The sequence below is a fragment of the Streptomyces alboflavus genome (genome assembly GCF_000716675.1).
Taxonomy (GTDB): Bacteria; Actinomycetota; Actinomycetes; order Streptomycetales; family Streptomycetaceae; genus Streptomyces; species Streptomyces alboflavus.
In genome coordinates this window covers 45,469-61,026 of the sequence record NZ_JNXT01000034.1, presented here as the reverse complement: position 1 = coordinate 61,026, position 15,558 = coordinate 45,469, and the positions used below count along the sequence as shown (strand labels likewise).

17 protein-coding genes are annotated in these 15,558 nt (G+C 73.8%); 9 read left to right on the top strand and 8 right to left on the bottom strand.

The window, feature by feature from the left end:
- Nucleotides 1-16: 16 nt before the first annotated feature.
- Nucleotides 17-904 carry a KPN_02809 family neutral zinc metallopeptidase gene (gene ypfJ, locus OO63_RS24395; RefSeq protein WP_030361336.1) on the bottom strand — a complete coding sequence of 296 codons (888 nt, stop codon included), beginning with the start codon at nt 902-904 and terminating at the stop codon, nt 17-19.
- A 339-nt stretch (nt 905-1,243) separates the two neighbouring features.
- Between ypfJ and OO63_RS24390 the strand changes: the two genes are divergently transcribed.
- The 3 genes from OO63_RS24390 (at nt 1,244) to OO63_RS24380 (ending at nt 4,466) form a co-directional block, all read left to right on the top strand.
- Nucleotides 1,244-2,842 (top strand): ABC-F family ATP-binding cassette domain-containing protein, encoded by a 1,599-nt coding sequence (locus OO63_RS24390; protein WP_030361337.1) that lies wholly within the window; start codon nt 1,244-1,246, stop codon nt 2,840-2,842.
- Between the two features lie 378 nt (nt 2,843-3,220).
- On the top strand, nt 3,221-3,442 hold the full coding sequence (locus OO63_RS24385) for a helix-turn-helix domain-containing protein (RefSeq protein ID WP_016645426.1): 222 nt from the start codon (nt 3,221-3,223) through the stop codon (nt 3,440-3,442).
- 187 nt (nt 3,443-3,629) lie between these two features.
- The gene (locus OO63_RS24380; RefSeq protein ID WP_030361338.1) at nt 3,630-4,466 is read left to right on the top strand and encodes an enoyl-CoA hydratase/isomerase family protein; all 837 of its coding nucleotides are present in this window, start codon (nt 3,630-3,632) and stop codon (nt 4,464-4,466) included.
- Between the two features lie 205 nt (nt 4,467-4,671).
- Here the strand turns inward: OO63_RS24380 and OO63_RS24375 are convergent, their stop codons facing one another.
- Nucleotides 4,672-5,646, bottom strand: coding sequence for a hypothetical protein (locus tag OO63_RS24375; RefSeq protein ID WP_030361339.1), 975 nt, complete (start codon nt 5,644-5,646; stop codon nt 4,672-4,674).
- Nucleotides 5,647-5,737: 91 nt separating this feature from the next.
- Here OO63_RS24375 and OO63_RS24370 point away from each other — a divergent pair, with 91 nt between their 5' ends.
- The 5 genes from OO63_RS24370 (at nt 5,738) to amaP (ending at nt 8,254) form a co-directional block, all read left to right on the top strand.
- A complete protein-coding gene (locus OO63_RS24370) occupies nt 5,738-6,223 on the top strand; it encodes an Asp23/Gls24 family envelope stress response protein (RefSeq protein WP_030361340.1) in 486 nt (161 codons plus the stop codon).
- Nucleotides 6,224-6,394: 171 nt separating this feature from the next.
- Complete coding sequence (locus tag OO63_RS24365) at nt 6,395-6,580, top strand: hypothetical protein (RefSeq protein WP_030361341.1); 186 nt, start codon at nt 6,395-6,397, stop codon at nt 6,578-6,580.
- Nucleotides 6,581-6,583: 3 nt separating this feature from the next.
- Nucleotides 6,584-6,979 (top strand): Asp23/Gls24 family envelope stress response protein, encoded by a 396-nt coding sequence (locus OO63_RS24360; protein ID WP_030361342.1) that lies wholly within the window; start codon nt 6,584-6,586, stop codon nt 6,977-6,979.
- Nucleotides 6,976-7,668, top strand: coding sequence for a DUF6286 domain-containing protein (locus tag OO63_RS24355; RefSeq protein WP_030361343.1), 693 nt, complete (start codon nt 6,976-6,978; stop codon nt 7,666-7,668). Before OO63_RS24360 ends, OO63_RS24355 begins: the two co-directional genes overlap by 4 nt.
- A 7-nt stretch (nt 7,669-7,675) precedes the next feature.
- Nucleotides 7,676-8,254 (top strand): alkaline shock response membrane anchor protein AmaP, encoded by a 579-nt coding sequence (gene amaP, locus OO63_RS24350; RefSeq protein WP_030361344.1) that lies wholly within the window; start codon nt 7,676-7,678, stop codon nt 8,252-8,254.
- A 639-nt stretch (nt 8,255-8,893) separates the two neighbouring features.
- Here the strand turns inward: amaP and OO63_RS24345 are convergent.
- The 6 genes from OO63_RS24345 to OO63_RS24320 form a co-directional block, all read right to left on the bottom strand.
- Nucleotides 8,894-9,649 (bottom strand): SDR family oxidoreductase, encoded by a 756-nt coding sequence (locus OO63_RS24345; protein WP_030361345.1) that lies wholly within the window; start codon nt 9,647-9,649, stop codon nt 8,894-8,896.
- Nucleotides 9,650-9,653: 4 nt separating this feature from the next.
- The gene (locus tag OO63_RS24340) at nt 9,654-11,486 is read right to left on the bottom strand and encodes a glycoside hydrolase family 15 protein (protein WP_030361346.1); all 1,833 of its coding nucleotides are present in this window, start codon (nt 11,484-11,486) and stop codon (nt 9,654-9,656) included.
- 113 nt (nt 11,487-11,599) lie between these two features.
- Nucleotides 11,600-12,424: an SURF1 family cytochrome oxidase biogenesis protein gene (locus tag OO63_RS24335; RefSeq protein WP_030361347.1), complete on the bottom strand. Its 825-nt coding sequence runs from the start codon at nt 12,422-12,424 to the stop codon at nt 11,600-11,602.
- A 50-nt stretch (nt 12,425-12,474) separates the two neighbouring features.
- A complete protein-coding gene (locus OO63_RS24330; RefSeq protein WP_078619326.1) occupies nt 12,475-12,708 on the bottom strand; it encodes a hypothetical protein in 234 nt (77 codons plus the stop codon).
- A 93-nt stretch (nt 12,709-12,801) separates the two neighbouring features.
- Nucleotides 12,802-13,920 carry a DEDDh family exonuclease gene (locus tag OO63_RS24325; protein ID WP_030361349.1) on the bottom strand — a complete coding sequence of 373 codons (1,119 nt, stop codon included), beginning with the start codon at nt 13,918-13,920 and terminating at the stop codon, nt 12,802-12,804.
- A gap of 85 nt (nt 13,921-14,005) precedes the next feature.
- Entirely contained in the window at nt 14,006-14,689 is a 684-nt protein-coding gene (locus OO63_RS24320; protein WP_030361350.1) for a TetR/AcrR family transcriptional regulator, read from the bottom strand.
- Between the two features lie 71 nt (nt 14,690-14,760).
- Here OO63_RS24320 and OO63_RS24315 point away from each other — a divergent pair, with 71 nt between their 5' ends.
- Entirely contained in the window at nt 14,761-15,558 is a 798-nt protein-coding gene (locus OO63_RS24315) for an acetoacetate decarboxylase family protein (RefSeq protein ID WP_030361351.1), read from the top strand.

The following is a 15,558-nucleotide window of genomic DNA, read 5'->3' as shown; positions in this document are numbered from 1 at the left end:
GGCCGATCCGCGAGGCTCAGCGGAAGGTGTTGCACTGCGCCATGTCACCGGTACGGAAGCCCTGGTAGAACCAGTCCTGCCGCTGCTTCGCCGAGCCGTGCGTCCAGGACTCGGGGGTCACCCGGCCCTGGAAGCGCTCCTGGATCCGGTCGTCGCCGACCGCCGCCGCCGCGTCCAGGCCGTCGCGGATGTCGTCATCCGTGAGCTGCTTGATCACGGGCCTGCCCTCCTCGTCGGGCGTCCGCGTGGCGTGGTGCGCCCACACCCCCGCGTAGCAGTCGGCCTGCAGCTCGACGCGTACGGCGTTGCTGCCCTCGCCGGTCCGGCCGTCCTGCGCCCGGCTCAGCGTGCCCATCAGGTTCTGCACGTGGTGGCCGTACTCGTGCGCCACGACGTACGCCTGCGCGAACGGGCCGCCGGTGGAGCCGAACTTCGTCCGCAGCTCCTCGAAGAACCCCAGGTCCAGGTAGACCCTGCGGTCGCCGGGGCAGTAGAAGGGCCCGACCGCCGACGACGCCGCGCCGCACGCCGTGCCGACGCGGCCGGTGAAGAAGACGGTCTGCGCGGACGCGTACTGGCCCTGGCGGCGCGGGAACTCCTGGCGCCAGTAGTCCTGGACGCTGTTGACCACCGCCAGGATCCGGCAGTCCTCGCGGGCGTTCGCGTCCTTTCCGGTGTGGCAGCTCCGCTTGACCTCCGCGAGCGACGAGGACGAGGCGGCGGGCTCCTCGCCGCCGTCCGTCAGACCGAGCTGGTCGGGACCCACCCCGAAGAAGAGACCGAGGAGCAGCGCGATCAGACCGGCGACACCGCCGCCGATGGTCGCCTTGCCGCCGGGGACGCGGCTGCCGCGCACATCCTGCACCTCGGAGGAGTCGAGATTCGCGTCGTCGTCGAACTGCATGGGCGCACCACCCTCTGCCTCGCGTACGAGCCGCGCTGCCTCACCTCCGGGACGACGCTCCGCCGCCCGCGCCGGACCCCGGCCACCTCATCCTGGTACGCCCCGCACCACCCGGCGCCGGACGGAGGTCCGAACGGGCTACCCCACGGCCCGGCGGCGCCCCGGGAGCGCTGCCGAGGGCCGCGCCGGAAAAAGCGGTTGCGGCACCCCGTTAGAATTGGCCCATGGCCATCCTCCTGCTGCATTAGACGGCTGAGCGGCGCGCTCCGCGCGACAACGCATCGTGCATCGTCCTTGCCTCCCTCCCGCCGTCCATATCCCCTGTCCAGGAGTCTGACCGTGATCACCGCCTCCGGTATCGAGCTGCGTGCCGGCGCCCGCATCCTCATCGAGAACGCCTCGTTCCGCATCGCCAAGGGCGACCGCATCGGCCTCGTCGGCCGCAACGGCGCGGGCAAGACGACGCTCACCAAGTGCCTGGCCGGTGAGGGCACCCCCGCGGGCGGCACGATCAGCCGCTCCGGAGAGGTCGGCTACCTCCCGCAGGACCCGCGCACGGGCGACCTCGACGTCCTCGCCCGCGACCGCGTCCTTTCGGCGCGCGGCCTCGACGTCCTCATCCGCAAGATGCGCGAGAACGAACACCGGATCGCGAGCGGCCAGGGCTCCACGCGCGAGAAGGCACTCAAGCAGTACGAGCGCCAGGAGACGGAGTTCCTCACCAAGGGCGGGTACGCCGCCGAGGCCGAGGCCGCCACCATCGCCGCCGCCCTGAACCTCCCGGACCGCGTGCTCGGCCAGCCCCTGCACACGCTCTCCGGCGGTCAGCGCCGCCGCATCGAGCTGGCCCGCATCCTCTTCTCGGACGCCGACACGCTCCTCCTGGACGAGCCGACCAACCACCTCGACGCCGACTCGATCGTCTGGCTGCGCGACTACCTGAAGACGTACCGCGGCGGCTTCATCGTGATCTCCCACGACGTCGACCTGGTCGAGACGGTCGTCAACAAGGTCTTCTACCTGGACGCCAACCGCTCCGCGATCGACGTCTACAACATGGGCTGGAAGCTCTACCAGCAGCAGCGCGAGTCCGACGAGAAGCGCCGCAAGCGCGAGCGCCAGAACGCCGAGAAGAAGGCCGCGGCCCTGCACTCGCAGGCCGACAAGATGCGCGCCAAGGCCACCAAGACCGTCGCCGCCCAGAACATGGCCCGCCGCGCCGACAAGCTCCTCGCGGGCCTGGACGAGGTGCGCCAGAGCGACAAGGTCGCCAAGCTGCGCTTCCCCGAGCCCTCGCCGTGCGGCAAGACGCCGCTGATGGCCGAGGGGCTCTCGAAGTCGTACGGCTCCCTGGAGATCTTCACCGACGTCGACCTGGCCATCGACAAGGGCTCGCGCGTCGTCATCCTCGGCCTCAACGGCGCGGGCAAGACCACCCTGCTGCGGCTCCTCGGCGGCGCCGAGAAGCCCGACACCGGTCAGGTCATCGAGGGCCACGGCCTCAAGCTCGGCTACTACGCCCAGGAGCACGAGACCCTCGACCCGGAGCGCACGGTCCTGGAGAACATGCGCTCGGCCGCGCCCGACCTGGACCTCGTCGAGGTCCGCAAGACGCTCGGCTCGTTCCTCTTCTCCGGAGACGACGTCGACAAGCCCGCGGGTGTGCTCTCCGGCGGCGAGAAGACCCGGCTCGCGCTCGCGACCCTGGTCGTCTCCTCTGCCAACGTCCTGCTCCTCGACGAGCCGACGAACAACCTCGACCCGGCGAGCCGCGAGGAGATCCTGGGCGCCCTGCGCACCTACAAGGGCGCCGTCGTCCTCGTCACGCACGACGAGGGCGCCGTCGAGGCGCTGCAGCCGGAGCGGATCATTCTGCTCCCCGACGGCGTCGAGGACCTGTGGGGCGCGGACTACGCGGACCTGGTGGCCCTCGCCTGACGATTCCCCGGTCGGACCCCTGTCCGGGGTCCACCGGGCTTGATCGAATGACTGATCCACTGCGTATGGATCATTCGGCCGAGCCGTGATCCTTCATCTGTGTGAGACGTCCTCGTACCGAGGTGTGGCATACACGGATTTTTGCGTCCCACGGGACCCGCAGGCCCGTCTTTCCCCGGCACGGCGCTGACCTGCCGCTTCCTCGCAGAACCCATTCGGCGGTACGTCCCGCGACGTGCGGAATCGTTAATTCCGCTCGTGACGGCCGCTTGACTCCAGGCGAATCAAGTCGCATGGACCTTGCCGAATGGGTGGCCAGGACGCTCGGAAGGGGTGATCATGAGAAGTCCAGAGCGCACTTCCCATGAGGAGGCACGGGTGGCCGAGACTCTGAAGAAGGGCAGCCGGGTTACCGGCGCCGCGCGCGACAAGCTCGCGGCAGACCTGAAGAAGAAGTACGACGGCGGTGCGAGCATCCGGGCGTTGGCCGAAGAGACCGGCCGCAGCTACGGGTTCGTCCACCGGATGCTCAGTGAGTCCGGAGTCACGCTGCGGGGACGCGGCGGGGCAACGCGAGGCAAGAAGGCCGCTTCCAGCTAGCCGACTTCCCGCGGCCGTCCGACTCCGGGTGGTCCGGTGTGGCCACCCGGTCGATCGGCTGATCGACCGGGTGGTTACTGTGCAGTCACTTGTGGGCGCACCAGTGCCCGCAGGGCGCGCCGACACGCGTCCGCCAGGGCGCTGACCGGCGTGCGTCCACCATGACTGCACCCACCCGGAGGCACTGATGGCTTCGCCCGACAGCGGTTCGCCCGAGAGCGGCCCGAGCGTCGCAAGCACAACGGCGCCGGTCCTCGACCGGGACGGCGTACGCCTCACGGTCGACGAGGCCGTCGCCACGGTGACGCTGACCAACGCGGCCAAGCGCAACGCCCAATCTCCCGCGCTGTGGCGGGCGTTGACCGAGGCCGGCCGGGTGCTGCCCGGCAGCGTCCGCGTGGTGCTGCTGCGCGGAGAGGGCAAGTCTTTCTCCGCCGGCCTCGACCGGCAGGCGTTCACGCCCGAGGGCTTCGACGGCGAACCGTCCTTCATCGACCTGGCGCGCGGCGCGGACGACGAGCTCGACGCGGCCATCGCCGAGTACCAGGACGCCTTCACCTGGTGGCGGCGCGGCGACCTCGTGTCCATCGCCGCCGTCCAGGGGCATGCGATCGGCGCCGGGTTCCAGCTCGCCCTCGCCTGCGACCTGCGGGTCGCCGCCGACGACGCGCAGTTCGCCATGCGCGAGACCAGCCTCGGTCTGGTGCCCGACCTCACCGGCACCCACCCGCTGGTCTCCCTCGTCGGGTACGCCCGTGCCCTGGAGATCTGCGCCACGGGCCGCTTCGTCCAGGCAGCCGAGGCCGAGCGCATCGGCCTCGCCAACCTCGTCGTGCCCGGCGACCAGCTCGACGCCGCCGCACAGGACTTGGCCGCCGCGCTGCTCGCCGCGCCGCGCGACGCGGTCATCGAGACCAAGGCGCTGCTTCAGGGTGCGGTGGGGCGTTCGTACGAGGAGCAGCGCCGCGCCGAGCGGGCCGCGCAGGCACGCAGGCTGCGGGACCTGGCGGGCATTGGGGACTGAGGGGGTTCGGGCGGCCGTCGGGGATTGAGGGAGGTTCGGGCGGCCGTCGGGGACTGGGGGACGTTCGGGCGGTACGCCGGGGACTGAGGAAGTCCGGGGCGGCCGCTGGCTCTGGTCGGCGGGGATCGCCGACGGGGACGGTCGGCGGGTCGGCCAGCGGGGGCGGTCGGCGGAAACAGCTGGCCGGGACAGTCGGCGGGGGCGGTCAGTCCACCGTCGTGACCAGGACCGCCACCGACGGCCGGTCCGGCAGGGACGCGGCGACGGCCGCGCGGACCGCGCGCGCCACGTCCAGGGTGCGGTGCCGCGCGTCCACCGCGAGGTCCACCCGGACATGGCGGCGCGGCAGCGTGAGCGTCGCCCCCTGCTCCTCGATGTGGACGGCCCGGGCCAGGCCGCCGAGGACCCCCGCCATCCGCGTCACGCCGGGCACCGCGAGGGCGGCCCGCGCCACGCGCCCCTCGTCGCCGGGCTCGTCCTCGTACCCGGGGAGGGGGCCGGACGGTACGTCGGCGATGTCGCCGTCGGTTGAAGGGGCATCCGCCGAGGGGGCATCTGCCGGGGCCGCGTCCTCGGACACCGTGTCCTCGGGGACCCCATCCCTCGGCGTCGAAGCCTCGGACACCGCACCCACGAGGGCCGCACTCCCAGGGATCGCATCCCCCGGGACCGCACCCGTGGGCGCCGCATTCCCAGGCGCCGAACCCCCGGACACCGCACCCATGGGTGACGCATCCCCCGGGACCGCACCCCCGAGGCCCCCGCCCCCCTCCATCAGCCCCGTCACCCGCAGGTCCACCTCCGTCACCACCAGACCCAGCCGCTCCGCCGCGGCCGAGCCGAGCGCCGTGCGCAGTCGGTCCGCGGCCGTGGCCAGCGGCTCGGTCGTCGCGGCCTGGAACTCCGCGCTGATCCGCAGCGGCCCCGGCGGCAGTGCGCTCGGCGGCGACGGCACCGCGACGACGTACGCGTCCGGGGACAGCGGTGCGGCGCCCCGCTCCACGAGGGACACCCGCAGGCGGGTCACGCGGACCCCCGCCACCCGCGCGGCCGAGCCGCACAGCACCGAACGCGCCGCCGACTCCGCGAGCCAGGCGCCGTCACCCGGGCCGCCCAGTGGGAGCATCCGGCCGAGGCCCAGTTGACGCCGTACCGCAGAGGTCCACCCGTCACCCGTCATGGCTCCAGCCTGCCCCATCCCGGGCGCGCGGGTCCCGGGCCGCGCTTAATGTGGACGAAAGAGCAGATCCCCTGCCGAAAAGGACCACACGATGAGCGACACCGGAGAGCGCACGACGTCCCAGACGCTCGCGAAGGAGTCACCCGACGAGGCCAGGACGGGCGGCACGGCACGGCGTGGGGGAGGCGACCCCGCGACGCGCGGGCGCACCAGCATCGCCGACGGTGTGGTCGAGAAGATCGCGGGCCTCGCCGCCCGCGACGTGGTCGGCGTGCACGCGATGGGCGGCGGCCTCGCGCGGACCTTCGGGGCCGTGCGGGACCGGGTGCCCGGCAGCTCGAAGGCCGTCACACGTGGCGTGAAGGCCGAGGTCGGCGAGGTGCAGACGGCCCTCGACCTGGAGATCGTCGTTGACTACGGAGTCTCGATCGCCGATGTCGCGCGGGACGTACGGGAGAACGTCGTCGCCGCCGTCGAGCGGATGACGGGCTTGGAGGTCGTCGAGGTGAACATCGCGGTGAGCGATGTGAAGCTGCCGGACGACGAGGACGACGAGCAGCCGTCGCGGCTTCAATAGGGGCGACGGCTCGGACCGTCAGAGACGACGGCTCGGACCGTCCGGCGTTCCGCACCCGCGGGTGGAGGCGGCCCCGCCGCGCGACCTGGGTAGAGGAGAAGCACGGGACGTGCGCGGCGGCGGGCGCGGACGGCCGGGAGCATGAGGCGCGCAGGAGCGAAGGAGCGCACGATGAGCTTTGCCGTGATCGGCATGATCGCCGGAATGGCTCTCGGATTCGCCGGGTACTTCGGCGGGTTCGGGGCCTTCCTCCTGGTGGCGGCCCTGGGTGCCATCGGGTTCGTGGCCGGGCGGTTCCTGGAAGGGGACCTGGAGCCCGGGGAATTCTTCCGTCCCCGCGGCGACCGGCGGCGCTGAGCGGTGGCCGCCGACGTCGTGGGGCAGGTACCGCCCGGCGAGCGCGGCGCGACCCGGATCGCCGACCGCGTCGTCGCGAAGATCGCCGCGCGCGCGGCACGTGAGGCGCTGCCCGCGCTGCCCGACGAGGCGGCGCCGCCGCACGCCACCGTGAGCGTGCGGCCCCCCGCCGGGGGCTCCGCCGGGCCGGGCGATGCCCCGCACGGCAGCGCGCGCGTCCGCGTCAGCGTCGAACTGGACTACCCCAGCGACATCGGCCGCCAGTGCGGCGCCGTGCGTCACCGGGTCGCCGAACGGGTAAAGGCGTTGGCGGGCATGGAAGTGCCCGAAGTGGCGGTCCAGGTGGAGCGGCTGCACTCGGCGCAGGCGCGGGACGCGGCGCAGGGGAGGACCCGATGAGCGAACCCCGGCAGGCCGGCGGAACCGACCTGACCAAACCGGGCGAGGCCGTGCCCGTCATCGAGCGTGCCGCGTCCGCACCCGAACTCGACCAGTCCGCGTCCGCGGCCGCCTACCAGCCGCCGCCCACCCTCGGCGACGAGGACGGCTCCCCCCGCTTCTGGTCGGCGCGACGGGTGCCCGCCGGGTTGCTCGCCCTGCTGGTCCTCGGCGGCGCCGGGCTGCTCCTGTACGACATCGTGGCCGTGCGCGCCGACCACCCCGCGATGCGGTGGCGCCGCGACCTCGCCCGTGAGCTGGCCGAACGGCCCCTCGACAGCACGGCGGTGCTCGCCGGGGCCGCGGCGGCGCTCGCCGCCGGCCTGTGGCTCCTCGTCCTCGCCGTGACGCCCGGCCTTCGCTCCCTCCTCCCGATGCGGCGCACCCACGCCGACGTGCGCGCCGGGCTCGACCGGGGTGCCGCCGCGACGGCGCTGCGGGACCGGGCCATGGACGTGTCGGGCGTACGGTCGGTACGCGTCCGCATGAGCCGCTCCAAGGTCGACGTGCGGGCCGTGTCGCACTTCCGTGAACTCGACGACGTACGCGGCGACTTGGACGCCGCCCTCGCCGCCGCCATCCACGACCTCGGGCTCGGCCACCCGCCCGGTCTCTCCGTGCACGTGGCCCGGCCGGGCCGGAAGGGGTGACCGCGCCATGCTGCGGACCGTGAACCGCGTGCTCCTCGGCCTCCTCGGCCTCGCCCTCGTCCTGCTCGGCGGGTCCGTCCTCGCGGTCGGGCTCGGCGTCGAGCCGCCCTCGTGGTGGGTGCACGACTCCCGCGACGACGTGCTGCTCAGTGACGCCGACCGGGCGCGGTGGCGGGACGACGGCTGGTGGTGGCCCACCGTCATCGGCGTGCTCGCCGTCGTCGTGCTGCTCGCCCTGTGGTGGCTCACCGCCCAACTGCGGCGGCGGCGCCTCGCGGAGGTCCTCGTCGAGACCGGGGACGGGGAGGGCGCGCTGCTGCGGGGGCGGGCCATGGAGAGCGTCCTCGAGACCGAGGCCGCGGCGCTCGACGGCGTCGAGCGGGCCCGGGTGCGGCTCACCGGGCGGCGCAATGCCCCCGAGGCGCGGGTCGGGCTCGTCCTCGGTGCCGACGCCGTGCCCGCGGAGGCGTTGCATCGCACCTGCGAGGAGGCGTTGGCGCATGCGCGGGACTCCGCCGGGCTGGGGCGGCTGCCGGCCACGGTGCTGCTGCGTGCCGTGAAGCACCGCGCCGAACGCGTCAGCTGACGCCCGTCTCGCCCCTGGGCGGCTTGGGCCGGCCACCCTCGCCCCGTCCCCCCGTGCGCCACCTCGCCGTGGGCGGCAGCCCCACCGCCGCTGCGCGGCGGCTTCTCCCACCCACCCGCCCGGAACTCTGGGGCCCGCCTCACTCCTGGGCGGCTCAGGCCGGCCACCTTCGCCCCGTCCCCGCGCGCCACCTCGCCGTGGACGGCAGCCCCACCGCCGCTGCGCGGCGGCCTTTCCCACCCACCCACCCGGAACTCTGGGGCCCGCCTCACCCCCGGCGGCTTCCGTCCACCGTCCTGGACCGATCCCGCCCTCGCCCTGAGCCCGAGCTCGCCCCGAGGCCGAACTCACCCCGACCCCGCCCTCGCCCCCACCCCTCCGACAGACGCGCCCAGCGCCGCCGCGCCCCCGGGCGTCGGCCCCTGAGCGCCTGCGCCCTCGGCACCTCGGGCCCCGGCACCTCGGGCCCCGGCACCCCGGGCCTCGGCACCTCGGGCCCCGGCACCCCGGAGCACCCGGCACCCCGGATCCCCCCATCCACCTCACCCCGGGCCCCAACCCCCCCGTCCCACAGCAAACGGGTGGGCGGGTGGGAGGAACCCGCCGCGGTAGCGGCGGGCACCCCCACTGAGCCGCAGGCTAGAAACCGTGTCGTGCCCCGCCGTCCACGGGCAGCATCACGCCGGTGAGGTACGACGCCGCGGGAGAGAGGAGGAACGCGGCGGTGCGGCCGAACTCCTGGGGGGTGCCGTAGCGGCGCAGCGGGATGCGGGACTCGTGGGCCGCGCGGGTCGCCTCCGGGTCGGCGGAGAAGCCGTCGAGTTCGCGGACGCGGTCGGTGTCGATGCGGGCCGGGAGGAGGCCGACCACGCGGATGCCGCGCGGCCCCAACTCGTCGGCGAGGGACTTGGCGAAGCCCGCGAGGCCGGGGCGCAGGCCGTTGGAGACGGTGAGGCCCGGGATCGGCTCGTGCACGGACGCGGAGAGGACGAAGCCGATGACACCGCCCTCGCCCAGCTCCGCCGCGGCGGTGCGCGCGAGGCGTACGGCACCGAGGAAGACGGAGTCGAACGCGGCCTGCCACTGCTCGTCGGTGTTGTCGGCGACGAAGCCGGGCGGCGGCCCGCCGACGCTGACGAGGATGCCGTCGAAGCCGCCGAAGTGCTCGCGCGCCGCCGCCACGAGGCGGTCCGCGACGCCCGGATCGGCGTTGTCCGCGCCGATGCCCACCGCGTTCGGGCCGAGCTCCGCGGCCGCCGCGGCGGCCGTCTTCTCGTCGCGGCCGGTGAGGACGACCTTCGCGCCGTCCGCGACCAGCTCACGGGCGGCGGCGTTGCCGAGGCCACGGGTGGCGCCGGTGACGACGTACACACGGTTGTTCAGTCCAAGATCCATGGTCCTATCCTGCCGCGTCCGGGCCGTAGAGGGCGAGGGCGGTGCCCACAAGGCCCACATGGCTGAAGGCCTGCGGGAAGTTGCCCAACTGGCGCGCGGCCACGGGGTCGTACTCCTCCGCGAGCAGCCCCACGTCGTTGCGGAGCGCGAGCAGCCGCTCGAAGAGGTCGCGGGCCTCCTTGGTGCGGCCGGTGAGGTGCAGCGCGTCGGCGAGCCAGAAGGAGCAGACGAGGAAGGTTCCCTCGCCGCCGGGCAGGCCGTCCACGGTGGCCGTGGCCGCGGGGACGGCGTCGTCCACCACGGCACCACCGACCGAATACCGCCGCAGCAGTCCCTCCCGCGTGCCCAGTTCCTCCTGCACCGCCTCGATCGTGCCGATCACCCGCGGGTCGTCCGGCGGCAGGAACCCCACGCGTGGGATCAGGAGCAGCGCGGCGTCGAGCTCGCGCGAGCCGTACGACTGCGTGAAGGTGCGGCGCTCCGCGTCGTAGCCGCGGGCGCAGACCTCCGCGTGGATGTCGTCGCGCAGGCGCCGCCAGTGCGCCACGTCGCCGGGCAGCGCCGGGTCGTCCTCCATCGCGCGCACGGTGCGGTCCGCGGCGACCCACGCCATCACCTTGGAGTGCACGAAGTGCCGGCGCGGGCCGCGTACCTCCCACAGGCCCTCGTCCTTCTCGCGCCAGCAGTGCCGCAGGAACTCCATGAGCGCGAGTTGCAGCCGCCAGCCGTGCGGGCGGGTGGCGAGGCCGGAGCGGCGGGCCAGGGTGAGGGAGTCGACGACCTCTCCGTAGACGTCGAGTTGGCGCTGGCTGACCGCCCGGTTGCCGATGCGCACGGGCGCCGAGCCCTCGTACCCGGGCAGCCACCCCGCCTCGTACTCGGGCAGCCGCCGCTCACCCGCGAGGCCGTACATGATCTGGAGGTCGGCGGGGTCGCCCGCCGCCGCGCGCAGCAGCCAGTCGCGCCACGCCTCGGCCTCCTCCAGATAGCCCGCGGCGAGCAGCGCGCCGAGCGTGAGAGTGGAGTCGCGCAGCCAGCAGTAGCGGTAGTCCCAGTTGCGGACGCCGCCGATCTCCTCGGGCAGCGAGGTGGTGGGGGCGGCGACGATGCCGCCGGTCGGGGCGTAGGTGAGGGCCTTGAGCGTGATGAGGGAGCGCACGACCGCGTCGCGGTGCGGGCCTTCGTAGCGGCAGTGGGCCGCCCAGGCCTGCCAGTCCTCGACGCTGTCGCGCAGCGCCTGTTCGGCGTCGAGGGCCTTCGGGGCCGGTTCGTGCGAGGGGTGCCAGGTGAGGACGAACGTCACGCGTTCCCCGGCGGCCACGGTGAACTCGGAGTACGTGGTGAAGTCGCGGCCCTCGGTGTGGACCTCCGGGTCGCTGCGCAGCCATACGGAGTCGGGGCCAGCGACCGCCACCCGGTGGCCGTCGGCGCGGCGCATCCACGGCACGATCGAGCCGTAGTCGAAGCGGAGCCGGAGCGTGCTGCTCATGGTCACTTCGCCCTTGAGGCCCTCGACGACGCGGACGAGGTCGGGGGCGCGGTCGCGCTGCGGCATGAAGTCGGTCACGCGGACCGAGCCGTCCGGGGTGTCCCACTCGGTGTCGAGGACGAGGGTGTCCGGGCGGTAGGCGCGGCGGGTGCAGTCGTCGGCGTCCTTCGGCGCGACGCGCCAGTGGCCGTGCCCGTCGTCGCCCAGGAGCGCGGCGAAACAGGCCCCGGAGTCGAAGCGCGGCAGGCACAGCCAGTCCACGGATCCGGTGCGGGAGACAAGGGCGGCCGTCTGGTGGTCGCCGATCAGGGCGTAGTCCTCGATGGGGCGGCGCGGTCGTTGTGACACGGGTGACGGTTTCCCGGTTCGGTGGTGTGGCAATCCGGGACCGGGGGGACGGGGCGGCCCGGACGCGGTGCTGCCTCTGCCGCACCGGGCGGGCCGCGCGGTGGGACCGCGGCTCAGGCCGTCGCGGGGGAAGCCTGGTCGGCCGTCTCGCCCTGGTCGGGCTTCTCGGACTCCTCCGCCGCCGCCCGCGCCGCCGTCTCGATGCGGTCCTTGCGCTCGCGCCGGACCAGCACGATCCAGCCCGCGGGCACCCCGGCGGCGAACAGCCACCACTGCACGGCGTACGCCATGTGCGCGCCGATCCCGCTGTGGTCGGGCTCGGCGAGGAGTTGGGGGGAGTCGCCGTGGCGCGGCGCGGTCAGCTCGACGTAGCCGCCGAGCACCTTCTTGCCCAGGGCGTGTGCCTGCTGCCCGCTGCTGATCAGCATGATCTGGCGGTCGGGCAGCCCGCGGACGTCCTTGATGCCGCTGGCCGCGGACGTCTCGTCGCCCATGAGGCGGCCGGTGACGGTGATCTCGCCGCGGGGCGGCGCGGGGATCTTCGGGAAGGCGGTCTGGGGGCCGTCCGCCGGGATCCAGCCGCGGTTGACGAGCAGCACCTTGCCGTCGTCGAGGACGAACGGGGTCAGGACGTGGAAGCCGACCTCGTCGTCGGAGTTGGTGCGGCGGCGCACGACGACCTCGTCCTCGGGGGCGAAGGTGCCCTTGGCCGTCACCCGGCGGTAGACCGCGGAGTCCGGTACGTCACGGCCCGGGGCGGTCAGCCGCTCGGCGGGGACCGGCGCGGCGTCCAGCGCCCTGCTGATCTTCCCGTTGTGCGCCACGCGCTTCTCGTGGCGGTGCAGCTGCCAGAAGCCCAGCTCGATCATCACGGGGATGAGGACGAGGCCGACGAGGGTGAGGATCACCCATTGGCGGGTCAGGAGGAAGCGGTACACGGCTTCGACGTTACCCCGCGCGGGAAAGCCCCCGACGGGAGGGCCCCCGCTCACACCCTGTCGACGATCCCCACCCGCCCCTCCGCGCGGGCGCAGTGCGCCCCGCAGTACCAGTGGCCCTCGACCTCGACGCCCTGCCCGATGATGCGGCACCGGCAGTGCTCGCAGATGGGCGCCATGCGGTGGATGGCGCAGGCGAAGCAGCCGAAGACGTGCACCGCGCCCTGCGCGTGCACCTCGAAGGACATGCCGTAGTCGTTTCCGCAGACCTCACAACGTGCCATGCGCCACAGAGTGGGACGCGGCGGCGGCGCGCGGCGAGCGGCGGACGGGCGAGTCGCCCGGCAATCACCCGTCTGACGCGGACCGTGTGGCGGTCACCTTTCTCCCGGGGTTCCTGCCGGGGTCTCCGCCGGGGCCACGTCCTGGAGGAGCTGGCCGAAGGCCGCCTCGTCGATGACCGGAGTGCCGTACGCCCGGGCCTTCGTCGTCTTCGACGTGCCGGAGTCCGGGTCGTTCGTGACGAGGAGGCTCGTCAGCCGCGACACGCTCGTCGCGATGTGCAGGCCCGCCTCGAACGCCCGGTCCTCCAGGAGCTCGCGGTCCACGGAGGTGTCCCCGGAGAAGGCGACGCGCATGCCTTGCTTGAGCGGCTTGCCGTCCTCCCACCGCCCGGGGTTCGGGAACGGGCAGGCGGGGCGCTTGCGGGAGGGGCGCCAACTGCCGGACTGGTACGAGGAGTACGCCGAGAACGACGATGTGGAGGAGCCGGTGGCGGGCCCGCCCTGGCGGCCGACGCGGGCGCCGCCGTCCGACCACTCGGTGAGCGGGCGGCACTCCAGGAGCGGCAGCCGCACCCCGTCGCTCGCCGCCGCGCGCAGGCTCGGCCGGAACGCCTCGGCGAGGACCCGGGCGTCGTCGAGGGCGTGGTGGGCCTGGCGCTGGACCACGCCGAAGTGGGCGGCGAGGGACTCCAGCTTGTGGTTGGGCAGCGGCAGGCCGAGCTCCTTGGAGAGCGCGATGGTGCACAGGCGCTGCCGGACGGGGGCGGTGCGCTCCGCGCGGGCGTACTCCCTGGCGATCATCGACCAGTCGAAGACGGCGTTGTGCGCGACGAGGACGCGGTCCGCGAGGCGGGTCGCGAACTCCTCGGCGATGTCCGCGAAGAGCGGGGCGTCGGCCAGCTTGTCGCTCGTCAGACCGTGGATCCAGACCGGGCCGGGGTCGCGCTGCGGGTTCACCAGCGTGTACCAGTGGTCCTCGACCTCGCCGCGGGCGTCCAGGCGGTAGACCGCGGCCGAGATGATCCGGTCGTCTCTGGACAGGCCGGTGGTCTCGACGTCGACGACCGCGTACCCGGAGGGGTAGGCCGTCGGCCAGGGGGTCTCGGACCCCGGCGCGGTCGCGGCGGTCGGCGCCGGAGTCGCGTGCGTCGCCGGAGTCGCCGAAGGGACGGTCGGCGCCGTCGGCGATGCGGTCGTGCGGTCTTCGAGCATGGTCCATGAGGATACGGGCCGCGACTGACAGTCAGGTCCCAGGGCCGGGGGGCAGTCACCTTCGAGGGGCGGAATCAGCCACCTTTCAGGACGGCGACGGACCGTCAGCCGACGGAGGGGGGTTCGGGCAGTCCCCGGCGGAGGGTTCGAGCAACCCCGCCACCAGCGCCCGCACCGACAGCGTGAACAGCCGCTCCGTGTCCGGCGGCCGGGCGAGGGCGCGGGCGAGGGCCGGGTCCTGCTCGGCGGCCCGCGCGTCCCACAGCTCCTGCTCGCCGGGGCGCTGCACCGGCGCCCGCTCGCGGTTGCGCTCGACCAGGACGTGACCGACGACATGGACCTGGACGGCGCGCACGGCGTCGGCGGCCCGGGCGCCGCGCAGCCCGGCCGCGTGCACCTCGTGCACCAGGGCCCGCTGCGCGGGCAGGAACATCCGCTCCGTCAGGCCGCGTTCGTGGACCATCGCGATGAGGTGCGGATGGTCGCGAAGGAGGCGGCGCAGGGCGCGCGCCACGGACGTGATGCGCCGGGCGGGCGTGGCGCCGGTGGGGCGGATCTCGCCGAGGTCGGCGACGGTGCGCTCGACGAGGGCGTCCAGGAGCTGCTCGCGGTTGCCGACGTGCCAGTAGATCGAGGTGACGGCCGTGCCGAGCTCGGCCGCGAGCTTGCGCATGGTCAGGGCGTCGGGGCCGTGCTGCTTGACGAGGCCCGCGGCGGCGGCGAGGACCTGTTCCCGGTCCAGATGCGCACGCGTCTCTTTACCCTTCACGGCTCCTGTTGTAACTGTGTTACAGAACCGCCGCAAGTATCTGACAGTCCGTCGGCGAAGGGTGGTACGGCATGGCACGCGTACGCTACGGCGCGCGCACCGAGGCCGAAATGGCCGCGACGCGCACCGCGCACACCAGGCTCCCCGACATCTGGTCCACGGGAGTGGTGGCCGTGTGGGAGAGCGACCCGGACGTGGTGGCGGCGGTCCTGCCACCGCCCCTGAAGCCCGCGGGCCGCCCCCTGGTGCGGGCCAACATCAGCAGGGTCGAGCTCGCCGGGTATCCGCTGGGCGCGGGTTCGGTGGCCGTCGCGGCGGAGCACGGCGGCGTGGCGGGCTGGTATCCGCTGGTGATGCCGATGACGCACGAGCGCGCCCTGACCGGCGGCCGTGAGGTCTTCGGCGAGCCCAAGAAGCTGGGCGACGTCACCGTCGAGCGCGACGGCCTGGTGGTGCGGGCCGCCATGGCCCGGCACGGCATCGCGTTCGTGGAGGTGCGCGGCGCCGTGAGCGGGAGCCTGCCGCTGCCGGAGCCCGCGCGGAAGACCGACTTCTACTTCAAGTTCCTGCCCGCGGTGGACGGTTCGGGCTTCGACGCGGACCCGGTGCTCGTGCACTGCGTGCGCGAGGAGCGGGTCCGCAGGCTGGAGAGCGTCACCGGGGACGTGGTGCTTCGCGAGTCGATGTACGACCCGGTGGCGGACCTGCCCGTGCGCCGCCTGGTGGAGCTGACCATCGGCGAGAAGACCAGCGACCAGCGGGGCAGGGTGGTGGAGCGCGTCGACGCGCAGGCCCTGCTGCCCTACATCCACCAGCGCTACGACGACCCGCGGCAGATCCTGGACGGCCCGCCCGAGGGGAGCGTCTGA

Bases quoted from the DNA above. Each gene is read 5' to 3' on its own strand.
- ypfJ (WP_030361336.1), bottom strand. From the start codon at position 904: ATGCAGTTCGACGACGACGCGAATCTCGACTCCTCCGAGGTGCAGGAT.
- OO63_RS24380 (WP_030361338.1), top strand. From the start codon at position 3,630: ATGGCTTCGCCCGACAGCGGTTCGCCCGAGAGCGGCCCGAGCGTCGCA.
- OO63_RS24375 (WP_030361339.1), bottom strand. From the start codon at position 5,646: ATGACGGGTGACGGGTGGACCTCTGCGGTACGGCGTCAACTGGGCCTC.
- OO63_RS24370 (WP_030361340.1), top strand. From the start codon at position 5,738: ATGAGCGACACCGGAGAGCGCACGACGTCCCAGACGCTCGCGAAGGAG.
- OO63_RS24365 (WP_030361341.1), top strand. From the start codon at position 6,395: ATGAGCTTTGCCGTGATCGGCATGATCGCCGGAATGGCTCTCGGATTC.
- OO63_RS24355 (WP_030361343.1), top strand. From the start codon at position 6,976: ATGAGCGAACCCCGGCAGGCCGGCGGAACCGACCTGACCAAACCGGGC.
- amaP (WP_030361344.1), top strand. From the start codon at position 7,676: ATGCTGCGGACCGTGAACCGCGTGCTCCTCGGCCTCCTCGGCCTCGCC.
- OO63_RS24345 (WP_030361345.1), bottom strand. From the start codon at position 9,649: ATGGATCTTGGACTGAACAACCGTGTGTACGTCGTCACCGGCGCCACC.
- OO63_RS24330 (WP_078619326.1), bottom strand. From the start codon at position 12,708: ATGGCACGTTGTGAGGTCTGCGGAAACGACTACGGCATGTCCTTCGAG.
- OO63_RS24325 (WP_030361349.1), bottom strand. From the start codon at position 13,920: ATGCTCGAAGACCGCACGACCGCATCGCCGACGGCGCCGACCGTCCCT.
- OO63_RS24315 (WP_030361351.1), top strand. From the start codon at position 14,761: ATGGCACGCGTACGCTACGGCGCGCGCACCGAGGCCGAAATGGCCGCG.